10 protein-coding genes are annotated in these 13798 nt (G+C 65.7%); all 10 read left to right on the forward strand.

Annotated elements, in window-relative coordinates; all coding sequences use genetic code 11:
• Positions 1-23: 23 nt before the first annotated feature.
• The 10 genes from HY699_01210 to HY699_01255 are packed head-to-tail and all read left to right on the forward strand — an operon-like array spanning position 24 to position 13796.
• Positions 24-1067, forward strand: a complete 1044-nt coding sequence (locus tag HY699_01210) for a Gfo/Idh/MocA family oxidoreductase (GenBank protein ID MBI4514420.1) — start codon at positions 24-26, stop codon at positions 1065-1067.
• Positions 1064-2026, forward strand: a complete 963-nt coding sequence (locus tag HY699_01215; GenBank protein ID MBI4514421.1) for an NAD-dependent epimerase/dehydratase family protein — start codon at positions 1064-1066, stop codon at positions 2024-2026. Before HY699_01210 ends, HY699_01215 begins: the two co-directional genes overlap by 4 nt.
• Positions 2026-2772 (forward strand): class I SAM-dependent methyltransferase, encoded by a 747-nt coding sequence (locus HY699_01220; GenBank protein MBI4514422.1) that lies wholly within the window; start codon positions 2026-2028, stop codon positions 2770-2772. The genes HY699_01215 and HY699_01220 overlap by 1 nt, the downstream gene beginning before the upstream one ends.
• Positions 2773-2775: 3 nt before the next feature.
• Positions 2776-4125: a polysaccharide biosynthesis C-terminal domain-containing protein gene (locus HY699_01225; protein ID MBI4514423.1), complete on the forward strand. Its 1350-nt coding sequence runs from the start codon at positions 2776-2778 to the stop codon at positions 4123-4125.
• A complete protein-coding gene (locus HY699_01230) occupies positions 4125-5243 on the forward strand; it encodes a hypothetical protein (protein ID MBI4514424.1) in 1119 nt (372 codons plus the stop codon). Before HY699_01225 ends, HY699_01230 begins: the two co-directional genes overlap by 1 nt.
• Positions 5240-6469 carry a glycosyltransferase gene (locus HY699_01235; GenBank protein MBI4514425.1) on the forward strand — a complete coding sequence of 410 codons (1230 nt, stop codon included), beginning with the start codon at positions 5240-5242 and terminating at the stop codon, positions 6467-6469. Before HY699_01230 ends, HY699_01235 begins: the two co-directional genes overlap by 4 nt.
• 2 nt (positions 6470-6471) lie before the next feature.
• Positions 6472-8250 (forward strand): hypothetical protein, encoded by a 1779-nt coding sequence (locus tag HY699_01240; GenBank protein MBI4514426.1) that lies wholly within the window; start codon positions 6472-6474, stop codon positions 8248-8250.
• A gap of 9 nt (positions 8251-8259) precedes the next feature.
• A complete protein-coding gene (locus HY699_01245; protein ID MBI4514427.1) occupies positions 8260-9450 on the forward strand; it encodes an SGNH/GDSL hydrolase family protein in 1191 nt (396 codons plus the stop codon).
• Positions 9437-9616 carry a hypothetical protein gene (locus tag HY699_01250; protein MBI4514428.1) on the forward strand — a complete coding sequence of 60 codons (180 nt, stop codon included), beginning with the start codon at positions 9437-9439 and terminating at the stop codon, positions 9614-9616. Before HY699_01245 ends, HY699_01250 begins: the two co-directional genes overlap by 14 nt.
• A gap of 46 nt (positions 9617-9662) precedes the next feature.
• Positions 9663-13796, forward strand: coding sequence for a right-handed parallel beta-helix repeat-containing protein (locus HY699_01255; protein ID MBI4514429.1), 4134 nt, complete (start codon positions 9663-9665; stop codon positions 13794-13796).
• The last annotated feature ends 2 nt before the right edge of the window (positions 13797-13798 follow it).

A 13798-nucleotide genomic window follows, 5' to 3' on the forward strand; every position in this document is an offset into this window, starting at 1 on the left:
CGCGCATGCAGTCTCGCCCTCGCGTGACGGCCGCACTGATCGGATGCGGCCGCATCGCACAGGTGCACCAGCAGTACCTGGCCACAGTGCCGGAGGCGGAGCTGGTGGCGGTGTGCGACGCCGACGCCGGCGCGCGGGCGGCGATGAGCGCCCGCGCCGCGGTGCCGCCGTACGCCTCGCTGGAACAGCTGCTGGCAGCCGCTGCACCCCAGGTGGTCCACATCCTAACCCCGCCGCCAACCCACGCGCCGCTGGCGCTGCAAGCGCTGGCGGCCGGTGCTCACGTGCTGATCGAGAAGCCGATGGCGCTATCTGCCGCCGACGCGGATAGCCTGGTGGCGGCGGCGCACCGAAATAATTGTATTGTTACCGCAGATCATAATCGGTGGTTCGATCCGGTGGTGCAGCGGGCGCGGGCGCTGCTCGCCAGCGGCGCGCTCGGTACCCTCACCGGGGTCGAGATCTTCCAGGGCGCGGTCGGTGAGGGCGACGCCGCGGCGCTGGGCTGGAAGACGGCCTTGCCGGGCGGCCCGCTGCACGACGTCGCTCCGCATCCGCTCTATTTTCTGCGCCACTTCCTGGGCCCGATTGCTACCTTCGAGGTGATGGCAGAGCGCGACGCCAACGGAAACGTGGCCGAGGCGCGGGCGATCGCCCGGGGTGAAGCCGGGTGGGGGACGGTGACTCTGTCGCTGCGCGCACGCCCGGCCAGCAATTGGGTGCGGTTGCTGGGTTCGGTCGCCACCGCCGAGATCAACCTCAACCACATGACCTTGGTGGTCTATCGCGACCACCAGGTGTCGAAGCTGATCGGCAAGGTCCTGCCCAACCTCGACGTGGCCTGGCAGCTGGTGCGCGACACCGCGCGCAACGGGATGGAGTTCGTGCGCGGGAAGCAGCGTTTCTATCCCGGCATTGGCGCACACCTGCGCGAGTTCTATCGCTGTGTGGCGGGCGGTTTGCCGGCGCCGGTGAGCGCCGAGGCGGCCCGCGACGTGGTCGCCATGTGCGAGCAGACTTTGGCGGCGAACGGTGCCTCGCAGCCGGCTCGGGCGGTTGGCCTGTGAGAGCGCTGGTTACAGGCGCCGCCGGGTTTCTCGGGCGCCACGTAGTTGCACGACTACTGGCAGAGCAGGTGGCGGTGCGCGCGCTGGTGCGCCGCGAGCACGCCGCGCTGCCGGCGGCCGCCGAGCAGATCGTCGGTGATATCTGCGACGAGGGGGCGGTGGCCCGCGCCGTGGCGGGCGTGGACTGGGTGATCCACACGGCCGCGCGGGTGGCCACCAGCGGTACGTGGGCGGAATTCGAGGCGGCTAACGTCGCCGGTACCGAGTTGGTCTTGCGCACTGCCGCCGCCGCCGGGGTGGCGCGCGTGGTGCACGTGAGTTCTTTGAGCGTCTACGCGGTGCCGGCGAACGGGGTCACGATCACTGAGGACAGCCCGTACGAAGCCGGTGCCGGCGAGCGGGGCTTCTACTCGAAGTCGAAGTTGATCGCCGATCGCCTGGTCATGCAGGCTGCGCACGGCGGCGCCCCGGCCACCGTGGTGCGGCCGGGGCTGTTGTACGGGCCGGGCCGCCGGCCGCCGTTGGCGCGCCAGGCGGTGGCGCTCGGACCAGCGCGCGTCATCCTCGGCAGCCGAAAGTATCTGATGCCGATGAGCTACGTCGAAAACACGGCCGCGGCGCTGCTGCTAGCGGCACGGGCCGAAGGTGCAGCGGGCAGAGCTTACACCGTGGTCGATGCCAACGTACCCCACGCCGAGTATGCGCGGCGTTATCGCCAAGCCGCCGGCCAGCAGTGGCAGGCGGTATATGTGCCGGCCGGATTACTCATGCCGTTGGCTCGCTGTGCCGAGCTGGCGAGTGCCGTCATCCGTCGTGCCGCGCCGCTTACCCGGCACCAACTCCGCCGCGCCACTTGGAGTGCCTTCTACGACTGTGCTCGGGCTGAGCGCGAGCTGGGCTGGCGCCCGCAAGTGGATCTCGAGGAAGGATTGCGCCGCAGCTTTGCGGCAATTGACTGATGCCGCTTGCAGCGCCGGCCGAAATCCAGGGCTACTATCGTGACCGCGAGGTGGTGGCGCGCTACCTCGAACGTCGCACCGCGCAGCCGCTCAACGGTACGTTGCACGCGGCGCAAGTGCGCTTCCTGCGCCGCCTGATCGCCGAGCGCGCTCCGCAACGTGTGCTCGAGATTGCCCCCGGACCGGCTCGTTTGACCGCTGAGCTGCCGCTGCCTGGTCTCGGTCTGGCCCTTGAGTACAGCGAAGGCATGCTGGCGGCTGCTAGTGACCGGATTACACCCACCTCCCATTGGCGCCTGGCCCGCGCCGACGCATTCCACCTGCCGGTGCGCGACGGCCAGGCCGACTTGGTGTTTACGTTGCGATTCATTCGCCGCTTTCAAGCCGCCGACCGGCAGCGGGTGTACGCCGAGATCCATCGTGTGCTCAAACCCGGCGGCAGCTTGGTGTTGGATGCGCAGAACCGGGCGGTGGCGCTGCCCCATCGGCTCGAACGGGGCTTGGAAAAATATCCGGTGCACGACGAGCTATATGATCGGCCGCAGCTCGAGGCGGAGTTAGTGGCGGCCGGTTTTCGCGTGCGGCACCTCGAAGGCATGATCCGGCACGCGCGGCTCCAGCGCTCACTCAACCGGTTGCGGCGAGTACGCCTCAGTGCGGTCGCGCGAGCGTTGATCGCGGTTTTGGAGCACGTACCGAGCGCCAATCCGTCGACCTGGATGGTGTTGTGCGAGAAGACAGGCTGAGCGATGGCGCGGACGGTCGGTAAGAACGCCCTCTATACCCTGATTGCCGGACTCGGCTCGTTCGCCATGGGTTTGGGCACAGGCATCATCACCGCGCGCATGCTCGGGCCGCACGACCGCGGCATCTTCTCGCTGGTGTCGGTGCTGCCGCATACCGTTGTGGCCTTCGTCAAGCTGGGCATGGCGCAGGGCAGCATTTACGCCATTCGCCGCCAGCGTGCCGACCCTGGCGCCGTGGCGGGGCAGCTCCTGCTGGCGGCGTTCGCCATCAGCCTGCCGGTTATGGCCGGCGTGTATGTGTACAAGGCGCAGGCAGCGCGGCTGCTGCTCGCAGGGGCTAACCCGCTGTACTTCCTGCTGGCACTGCCGCTGATCCCGCTGCTGTTGCTCGAGAGCTATTTCTTCGGCGTACTACAGGCGGTGGACCGCTTCGGTATCTTCAATCGCCGCCGTTTGCTGGCGGGGGCCGGCGGCCTGATCGGCATGCTGCTGGCCCTGGTGATCTGGCGCGGCGGCTTGACGGCGGCCATTCTCGTCTCGGTCGGCATTACCGCGCTACTCGATCTCTGGCTGATCGTCACGGTGGCGCGCGTGTGTGGGATGCATTTCCGCTGGGACGGCAAGTTGGCGCGCGGGCTGCTGAGCTTCGGCCTGAAGTCCCATCTGCAGACAATCGCCACCCACATGCACTTCCGCGCCGACTTGTACTTGGTTGCGCTGCTGCTAAACCCCACCGACGTCGCATTCTACTCGATTGCGTCACGACTGGCGGAGGTGATTCTGTTCGTTCCCGAGTCGCTGGGCTTGGTGGTCTACCCGAAGCAGGCGGGCTCCTCTAAGGCGGTGTTGGAAGACCTCACCGCCGCCTCGTGCCGGCACGTGGCGCTGATGACAGTGCTGGCGGGGCTAGCGCTGGTAGCTGTCGGGCCTTGGCTGGTGGTGGTGTGGTACGGGCGCGATTACGCCCCGGCGGGTGCGCCTCTGTTCTATGTCGTGCCGGGCGTGATCATGATGTCGCTCTTCTTCATGTTGTCGCGCAGCTTCACCAGCCAGAATCGGCAAGAGATCAACATCGTCGCTTCGGGCGTGGCGCTGGGGTGCAATGTGCTGTTCAACATCTACCTCATCCCCCGCATGGGCATCTCCGGAGCTGGCTTGTCGACTGCCCTTTCGTATTCGCTGGCCACGCTGATCCTGGCGCGCGTATACCTCAAGGAGTCGGGGAAGACAGTTCGTGATCTGCTGGTAATCAAGCGTGATGATCTGGTGCTCTACCGCCAGCTGCTGGCCGAAGTGATCGGCCGCCGTGGCAGCATTCGGCCGGCAGTGGCGACGCAAGGCGGTGCTCGTTGATGGCCGAGCTTCGGTTCAATTTGGCCGGTGCCGGCGGGTCGCTGCGCAGTCACTACGCGCCCTTCATGGCGTATGCCGAACAGCATCTGTTGCCGCTGCGGATCGCCGCAGGCGAGGTGGCGCCCGTCATCGACGCGGTGCTGGAGTGGCATGAGAGCCCGCCCCCGCAGGACCGCCACACGGCCGAACCGGAATTGGCCGGGCTGGAGCGCCTGGATCGCGATCTCTACGTCGGGCCGGGGCGCGTCTGCTGGTTTCGCATCGATGACTTCCGGGACTTGCACCTGCGCTTTGATTGGGACGGCCGGCAGCTACACGTCCACGGGCACTACTACTTCTACCTCAGCCGCGACCGGCTGCGCGACCGCACCAAACGTTGGTGGGCCGGCGCGCGCCTGCGGGCGCAACGGCTGAATCGGTTCACCACCTTGCTCTACTATCTGGCCTACTATCCCGCGTTCTGGTGGTGCGAAACGCAGATGGGCTTTCACCCGATTCATGCGGCCGGGGCGGTGACCGATGCCGGTGCAGTTGTGCTGGCCGGGCCGAGTGGGGTCGGGAAGTCGACCCTCGCCCTGGCGCTGGCGGCGCAGCCGGCGCAGCTGTTGTCTGAAACGTTTCTGCTGCATCGTGGCGCAACGCTGCGCCCGGTGCGGGAGCCGCTGCTGCTTGATGAATGGAGCCGCTCATGGCTGGGCAGTGCCATGAGCGGCCTCGAACCGCTGCGCGCGGGCTTCGTGTTCAGCCGCAACGGCTACCATCGACTGGCGGGGTTGGCCGAAGAAGGCCGGGCGGCGGCGGTGCTCTTGCCGCGCCGGGCGCCGCGCACCTACGTGCGGGCGATCAGCGCCGAAGAGGCCCATCAGCGCCTCAGTGCCGCCAACCAGATTGTGAAGGATATGCGGCGCTATTGGGCGTTTGCCGCCGCGCTCGATCCGCTGGCGCCGAGTGGGCTGATGGCGCAGCGCGAGGCGGAGCTGGCTCGGCTGACCGCCGGAGCCCGCTGCGGCGAATTCGGCCTCGGCCCCGAGCTGAAACTCGGGGATGCGGTGCGCCAGGTGCGCGAGTTCCTGAGCGCCGAGTCTCTCCCTGTGACGCGGCGAGCGCGGTGCGCATGAGGCCGTTGCGGGTGATGTTCATCGAAGCGTCCAGCGGGGGGGTGGTTGGGGGTTCGCTGACCGGACTTTACCACCTGATCCGCGGGCTCGACCGGAGCGCGTTTGCCTGCAGCATGGTGCTGTATGAACCGAAGACGATCGAGGCCGATCTGGCGGCGCTCGGCGTGCCCGTCTATCACGTGTCGCGCCGGCGAGTCCCGAAGCAGCATGCGCTGTTGGGTGTCCAGAGCTACCAGCGCGCCAAGCGCGTCGGCGTGATTGCGCGCGGCCTGCGTTGCGGCCGCCAAGCGGTACGACTGGCAGTCGAGGAAGGCCCGGCTGCGCTGGGCTTACGCCGCGTCATTCGCCGTGAGCGGCCCGACGTGTTGCACTTGGGCAACGGACTGCGTGCCAACTTCGATGCCGTGCTGGCTGCCCGCTTAACCGGTACGCCGGTGGTTTGCCACATCAAGGGTTTCGAGAAGTACAGCACGCGCGAGCGGTTTGCTGCCGCCAAGATCGACGCCCTGGTATGCATGACCCAGGCGGTACAGGCGCACTGCGCCGCGAACGGTGTGGTCGCCCGGCGCAACGAGGTGGTTTACGACGCGCTCGACGAGGACGGCTTTTGCCCGGCTCGCAGCCCGGCGCAGGTGCGCGCCGAGCTGCCCGGGCTGGCGCCGCAAACACCGTGCGCCGGGATCGTCGGCAACATCCAGGAGTGGAAAGGGCAAGCGGTAGTGGTGGAAGCCATGGCGCTGGTGCACCGGCGCGTTCCGCAAGCCCGCTGTCTCATTGTCGGCGGAGCACATCGTGCGGGTGCCGCCTACGAGCTGGAGCTGCGCCGGCGTGTGCGCGAGGCCGGCTTGGAGAACGTGGTTCACTTCACCGGGTTTCGTGCCGATATCGCCGACGTCATCAACGCGCTCGACGTCGTCGTCCATGCCTCGGTGCGCCCGGAGCCGTTCGGCCGAGTGATTCTCGAAGGCATGCTGCTGCGCAAGCCGGTGGTGGCGGCAGCGGCCGGCGGCGTACCGGAGTTGATCGCCGACGGCGACACCGGCTTCCTGGTGCCCCCGGGCGATGCGGCGGCGCTGGCCGAGCGGCTGATCACACTGCTGGGCGACCCGGAGCTGCGCCAGCGGATCGGCTCGCGGGCCCAGGCCTGGGCCCGCGAGCGCTTCAGTCTGGCCCACCACGTCGCCAGCATGACCGGCATCTACCATGAAGTGACTAGGACACACTGATTATGCGAATTCTCGGCATCTCGTGCTTCTATCATGACGCCGCGGCGGCGTTGCTCGACGACGGCGTCTTGGTGGCGGCGGCGGAGGAAGAGCGCTTCTCGCGCAAGAAGCACGATTACGACTTCCCGGCATTGGCGATCCGGTTCTGCCTGGCGCAGGCCGGCATCACCACCGCTGACCTCGACTATGTCGTCTTCTACGAGAAGCCGTTCGTCAAGTTCGAGCGCATCCTGACCACGGCGCTGCAAGTCGTGCCCAAGTCGTGGAAGGTGTTCGGCGATGCCATGACGACATGGCTGCTCGACAAGCTGTGGGTAAAAAACCTCATCAGCAAAGAGCTGGGTGTACCACCGTCGAAGATCCTGTTCAGCGAGCATCACCTGTCGCACGCCGCCAGCACCTTTCTTTGTTCGCCCTTTGATGAAGCGGCGGTGCTGACGATTGACGGCGTCGGCGAGTGGGCGACTGCCACCATGGGGCGTGGAAAGGGCACCGACTTGCAGTTGCTGCGTGAGATCCGCTTTCCGCACTCGGTCGGCCTGCTCTACAGCGCGTTCACCGCGTTCTTGGGCTTCGAGGTCAACGAGGGCGAATACAAAGTCATGGGCATGGCGCCTTACGGCAAGCCGCGCTACCTCGACAAAGTCCACAAGCTCATTCAGCTCGGCCGTGATGGCAGCATCTGGCTCGATATGGATTACTTCTGCTTCCACCACTCCTCGCACCAGACCTACAAGCCGAAGTTCACCGAGCTGTTTGGCGAACCGCGCGATCCCTCGTGGCACTTCTTCACCGAAAGCTCGGGCTATCCGTCGTACTTCGAGCCCAAACCGGCCAACTACGGCGAGTTGGCCAAGAAGAACGAGTACTACGCGGACGTGGCCGCCAGTATTCAACAGGTTACCGAAGAGATCGTCCTGGCCATGGCGCGCCGGCTCCACGAAGAGACCGGACTCGACAAGCTCTGTCTGGCTGGCGGGGTGGCGTTGAACAGTGTGGCGAACGGGCGGGTGCAGCGTGAAACCCCGTTCAAGCAGCTCTTCATCCAGCCGGCCGCGGGTGACGGAGGCGGGGCGCTGGGCGCGGCGCTCTACGCCTATAATTGCGTCTTGGGCCGGCCCCGTAAGTTTGTGATGCGCCATGCTTACTGGGGGCAGGAGTTCGGCGCCGGCCCGATCAACGACTTCGTACGTTCCACCGGGGCGCCGGCGCAGACCTTTAATAAGGAAGAGGACCTCCTCGACCGGGTGGTGGAGGAGTTGCAGGCGGGGCGCGTGGTCGGGTGGTACCAAGGCCGCTTCGAATGGGGGCCGCGGGCGCTCGGCGCCCGCAGCATCATCGCCGATCCGCGCCGCGCTGACATGAAGGAAGTCGTCAACGTCAAGATCAAGTTCCGCGAGCCGTTCCGCCCGTTTGCGCCGTCGGTGTTGGCGGACGCCGCCGAGCGCTTTTTCGACTTACCCGATGCGCCGTCGCACTATCCCGCTCGCTTCATGCTGTATGTAGTCGATGTCAAGAACGGCCAGGGCGACGTCGTCCCTGCGATCACGCACGTGGACGGCACGGCGCGCTTGCAGACCGTGCACCGAGCGGAGAGCCCGCTCTACTACCGCTTGATCGAGCGCTTCGGCGCCGCGACCGGTGTGCCGGTAATCATGAACACCTCGTTCAACCTGAAAGGCGAGCCAATTGTGACCACCCCAGCCAATGCTTTCAGTACCTTTCAGCGCAGCGGCATGGATACGCTGGTGCTGGGCAACACCGTGGTCTCGAAAGCGTAGTGCGCGGCCGTGACGCGCGGGCAGGAGGTGAGCGCGTGGGCGCTGTTGCTGCTGCTGGGGCTGCTTCTGGGCGGCGGCCTGGTCGAAGCCGGCGTCCGCGTCTTGCATCTCGTGCCCGATCGCTTTTGGGAGCCGGATGCGAAGCTGGGGTGGCGGCACAGCGCTGGCAGGACCGGCTGGTGGACGCAAGAGGACCGGGAGTTCCTGGTCCCGATCAGTATAAGTCGGCAGGGACTGCGCGATGTCGAGCACGCGTATGCCAAGCCTGCCGGAGTGACGCGAGTGTTGCTGTTGGGAGACTCGTTCATTGAGGCATTGCAAGTGCCACTGGCAGCGACCGTAGCACGGCGACTAGAGGCGCATCTCGGGGCAACGACCGAAGTCATCAACGCCGGCGTCAGCGGCTATGGCACCGCCAGTGAGTTGCTGTTTCTACGCGATCAAGGGTTGCGCTACGCCCCCGACGTCGTGCTGCTGGCCTTCTATCCGGGTAATGACGTGAAGAACAACAGTGCGACGCTCGAAGACATCCTGCCACCGGTTTATGACGGCGGCGGCAAGCTGGAACGGGTGACGGCTCCACTCGAAGGGTTCGCGCGCGCGCGCACGGGTTGGCGCGATCACGTACAGGCATATCGCTACACCCGCCAACTGCTGCTGCGTCACCCGGAGCTGACGGCGCCCTTGCGCCGCCTCGGGGTGGCGGCAAGCCTGGATGCCCCGCGCGCGGCGAGGGAGCGCGACGGTGTGCCGGTTGACTACTGGGTTTATGCCCCTGAGCCCAGCGCCGAGTGGGAAGACGCTTGGCGGCGCACGGAGTCGTTGCTCGCCGCCGTGCGCGCTACGGCGATCAGTGCCGGGAGCCGGTTCGCGATCGCGGTCATTCCCAGCCGCTATCAGATCTATCCCGAGCTCTGGGCGGAAACGCTCGCCGCGCATCCGGCGATGCAGGGACGGGCGTGGGAGTTGGCCGGTCCAACTCGGCGCTTGCTACGGTGGTGCGAAACGCAGGGCGTGCCCTGCCTCGACTTGGCGGCGGGTTTGGTGGCGGCGGTGAAGACGAGCGCGCCGTTGTACTTCCACCACGATGGCCATTGGACCGCTGCCGGGCACGAAACGGTAGCGCAACAGCTGAAGAACTTCTTGCGCGAGCGGCAGCTCGTGTCAGTGCAGGAGGCAGAGACGCATGAGCTTCATTGAAGGACTCCGCAACCGCTTGGGCATCGCCGGCGAGCTGCTGTCATTCCTTTGGCAGCGCAAGCTGTGGTGGATGATTCCGATGGTCTTCGTGCTGCTAGTGTTCGGCGGCCTCATGGTCACCGCCCAGAGCACGGCGCTGGGGCCGTTCATCTATACGCTGTTCTAGTGGGACAATCGGTAAGCCATGTCGGTCTATTTCGCGAAGAAGGACCATGATTGACCGATACGGAAAATCCCTGCTCCTGGCAGTCGCGCTCTTGGGGCTTAGTGCGCCAATGGTGCAAGCTGCGCCGGTCCTGTTTGTTCGCACGACCGGTGACGACGGGGCGGATGGGTTGTCGCCCGCTACCGCCCTGCAGAGCATCCGTTCGGCGGTGCAGCGCCTAAGTGAAAGCGGCGGACAGGTGATCGTAGGCCCAGGCACATATGTCGAAGGGGATATCTCGCCGCGGACACTTGCCGGGCCGGGCTTGCTGCGCCCGGATGCGCTGGAGATTATCGCAGATCGCGATGGGCGGCTGACTAGCGAGCTACCCGGGCCGGTGATCGTCGACGCCGGCGTGGCCGGCAAGCCGACAGGGTTCGTGCTGCTCGGCGAATCGAATATCCGCATAGATGGATTCCACGTGCGTGGTGCGTCCGACGCCGGTATTCAAGTTCGGTTCAATACCGCGGCAGGCACGCCGTCCGCGGATGTCACGATCATAAATTGTGTGGCGTTCGCGAACGAGAAGCGCGGTATCGATGTTCGCGATGCCGACCGGGTTACGGTGGCGAACAACCTAACGTACAATAACGGCTCGACCGGCATCTCGGTCGGTGGTGGGATCCGTGGCTCCGCCGACGCTGTAATCATGCAGAACACCAGCGTTGGCAATGGCATCTACGGGATCTTTGTCGGCGATGGCAATCAAAGCGCCGTCGCCTCGAGTAACGTCATCGTCTTGTCGAATGTGACAGCGTACAATGGCGTGGCGGGGATCAAAGCGGCCCCGGCTTCGCAGCGCACGTACGGCAGTGCTTTCAATGTGAGCGCCGACGCCTTTGAGCCGGTGACGTCACAAGACCCGACCGACCTGGCCGCGGATCCCTTGCTGGCGAACCCTGCTGGTGCGCCAGGCGGGCTGGGTGGGGGCGAACTTGCCGACGATGATTTCCGCCTGCGAGCGGGAAGCCCTGCGCTCGATTACGGACCCGCTGACGCGACAACCGTCGGAATCACCGGCAGCGCGGCGGTGGACGGCGGCCCTGACGATGGCACGGTTGACGCCGGCTATCATCAGAGCAACACGGCGACGCAACTGGTGGTGCCGGCGATTCCCTTGGTGCCGATCTTCGTTCGCATCACCGGCAGTGATTCAAACGGCGGCGGGACGGCGGACCAAGCGTTGCGCACGATTGGGGCTGCAGCCGCTCGCGCTCGTGCCGGAAACCGCGTTGTCGTTGGCGCTGGGGAGTACCGCGAAGGTGATATCAGCCTGTTGGATCAGTCGGGAACGAAGCATCGGCCGGTAGAGTTTGTCGCGGACCACGATGGCATCTGGACTGGTGATCAGGGTGCGGTGATCATAGATGCCACCGGCTGGCAGACTGCTTTTAACCTTCTTGGAAGCCGCTACGTGAAGATCGACGGTTTTAGCGTTACCGGCGGGCGCGATTCCGGCATCCAGATCCGCGCGCGCGCAACGGTAGATGGCCTACACGGCGCCGACAACGTTACTGTGATCAATTCGCTGGTATTTTCCAACGGCGGTAGCGGAATTCTGGTCAGGGATTCAGCCGAAGCGGCAATATACAATAACCTGGTGTATGCCAATGCCACGGGTGGAGTGGCGATCGGCGGTCTCGAGGTTGGTTCGCCGCGGGCACGCGTCGCCAACAACACCGTGTATCAGAACGGTGGACACGGGATCCTGATCGGGAGCCGGGGCGATCAAGACAGGCGGGGATCACCCGGGGCACTGGTCCTGAACAATATCCTGGATCGCAACGGCGGCCGCTCCCTGCTGGTGACGCCGCTGTCGCTTCGGGATTTCAGCGCCACTGCGAACTTGGATGGGGACATCGTCGGCGCGATCGGCTTCGTCAATCCGGCCGGGGCCGACGGCCAGCTCGGCGGCGCGGGCTTCCTGGATGACGACTTTAGGTTACAGCAGCGCAGTGCCGGGCAGGAAACGACGAGTGTCGCGGTCGATTATAGTGCCGGCATGGCCGCACCGATGGGGCTGCACTTCGGCTCGACGCGCACTGACCTGGTCGGCGACGAAGGGCTTGCCGATGCCGGTTTTCACTATCGCCGTGTCGGGCAACGGCCGGTGTTGGGCACGCTCGCTACCCTGCAAGCGCGCCTGGCCGGCGTTAACGCAAACCGGCTTCTCTTCGTGGCTGTCGATGGCGACAATGGCGATGGGCGGACGCCGGCCAACGCCTTTTCGACCATTCGGGCAGCAGCTCGCGTGGCAATGCCCGGCGATACAATCGTGGTAGCGCCGGGCCGGTATGCGGAGGGAGATGTCTCGTTCAACAACAGCGGCACTGTGCTGCAACCGATCGCAGTAGTGGCGGATTCCAGCGGAGCACTATCAGGCACTGCCCCGGGGCGTGTAGTGGTCGATGCGACAGGGTACGATACAGGTTTCGTGCTGTTGCGTCGCAGCTTCATTCAGATTCGCGGATTCTACATCAGCGGGGCACGAGAGGCCGGTATTCAAGTGCGGGCATGCTCGGGGGACGGATCGTTGTGTGCAACGCGTGCAGGATCCGATCACGTCACCATCGCCGGAAATGTGATTTACTCCAGCCGCCGGGGTATCGACGTCATCGACTCCAGCGACGCGGTGATCTTCAACAATCTTATATACGCCAACGAGAGCACCGGCGTCACCGTTATCGGCGAGGTGCGCTCTGCCGACGGCACGCAGGTGACGAACAACACGCTCTACCGTAACGGTGGCGACGCGCTCTTGCTCGCGGGCACACTGGGAGCACCGAACGCCAGCGTAGTTAATAACTTGATTCAAGGGAGTGGTCTCCTCGGGGTGAAGGCGAAGCCCGAGGCGCGGCCGACGCTGGTGCTGAGCCATAACATCAATCTCGACGGTGCTAGTGCAGGAACGCCGCCGGACCCGGACGACCGAGGAATGGACCCCCTATTTGTCCAGCCGACAGGTGCAGACGGAATCTTGGGCGGTGTGGGCTTTGCTGACGATGACCTCCGGCTTCAGGCTTGGCGCAGCCCCGCAGTGGATGCCGGCGCACTCGACGCGGCCGACATGGCGCTCAGTGACGGTGTTGCCCGGAGTGATGGCGTTCGCGACAGCGGGCGCGCCGATCTCGGGTTCCACTATGACGTCCTCGGGCCGCTCGCCGATACGGCGCAGCCCGCGGTGACGCTCTACGTCCGGGCGCAGGCAGGGGACGACCGGAACGACGGTCGCACGCCGGCCTCTGCCTTGCGGACGGTGGCGCGCGCCGCTGCCCAAGCGGGTGCCGGGACCCGGGTCTTCATTGGCACCGGGGTGTACCGTGAAGGGAATCTGCGGCCGGCTGGCAGCGGAACGGCGACAAATCCGATTGTGTTCGTCGGGGATTCTACCGGCGTCGAGACCGGTGACGGGCCGGGCGAGGTGTTGATCGATGCGACCGGATGGAGCACGGGTTTTCGGCTGGTGGGTGGCGGGTATGTCAGATTGGAGAATCTGAGCGTTACCGGGGCGGCTAGCGCGGGCATCCTGGGCCATGCGATTGCTGGGCTCGAGTTGGCAAACTGCAAGGTGTTCTCCAACCGCAGCACGGGCGTGGCGCTGTGGCGCGTGCGCGGCGCCAGCACGGTTTTCAATAACTTAGTGTACGCCAACGGTGGCGACGGGGTGCAGCTGCGCTTGCGGCGAGAGCGTGCGGGGGCGGTGCGGCTGGCCAACAACACGGTCTATGGGAACGGCGGCCGCGGGGTATGGGTCGAGCGCTCGGGGCCGTCGCGCCGCCAAAGTGCTGTGCTGATCGCGCATAACATCATGCACAGCAATGCCGTTGACCTCGTTGTAGCCTCGCGCCGCGCTACCGGGCTCCGGCTGTTGCCGAACCTGTTGTCTCAGGCGCCAGCTGGCGACATTAGGGATGGGGGACTGCTGGTGAGCCCCCAGCTGTTTGCTGTGCCAGCCGGCGCCGACGGTGTACTTGGCGGGGCCGGCTTCGCCGACGACGACTTTCGCGTGGAGGCGACTTCCCGCGCCATCGACGCCGGGGTGGACGGTGCGGCAACCTGGGCTCTGGCTGAGACAACTGTTCGCCATGACGAGCTAGCGGACGAGGGTCTGATTGATCTTGGTTATCACTACCCACGCTGAAA

The sequence above is a fragment of the Deltaproteobacteria bacterium genome (assembly GCA_016210005.1).
In the GTDB taxonomy this organism is placed as follows: Bacteria; Desulfobacterota; Binatia; order HRBIN30; family JACQVA1; genus JACQVA1.

Coding starts and splice junctions, on each gene's coding strand:
- HY699_01220 (MBI4514422.1), top strand. CDS start 2,026: ATGCCGCTTGCAGCGCCGGCCGAAATCCAGGGCTACTATCGTGACCGC.
- HY699_01225 (MBI4514423.1), top strand. CDS start 2,776: ATGGCGCGGACGGTCGGTAAGAACGCCCTCTATACCCTGATTGCCGGA.
- HY699_01230 (MBI4514424.1), top strand. CDS start 4,125: ATGGCCGAGCTTCGGTTCAATTTGGCCGGTGCCGGCGGGTCGCTGCGC.
- HY699_01235 (MBI4514425.1), top strand. CDS start 5,240: ATGAGGCCGTTGCGGGTGATGTTCATCGAAGCGTCCAGCGGGGGGGTG.
- HY699_01240 (MBI4514426.1), top strand. CDS start 6,472: ATGCGAATTCTCGGCATCTCGTGCTTCTATCATGACGCCGCGGCGGCG.
- HY699_01250 (MBI4514428.1), top strand. CDS start 9,437: ATGAGCTTCATTGAAGGACTCCGCAACCGCTTGGGCATCGCCGGCGAG.
- HY699_01255 (MBI4514429.1), top strand. CDS start 9,663: ATGATTGACCGATACGGAAAATCCCTGCTCCTGGCAGTCGCGCTCTTG.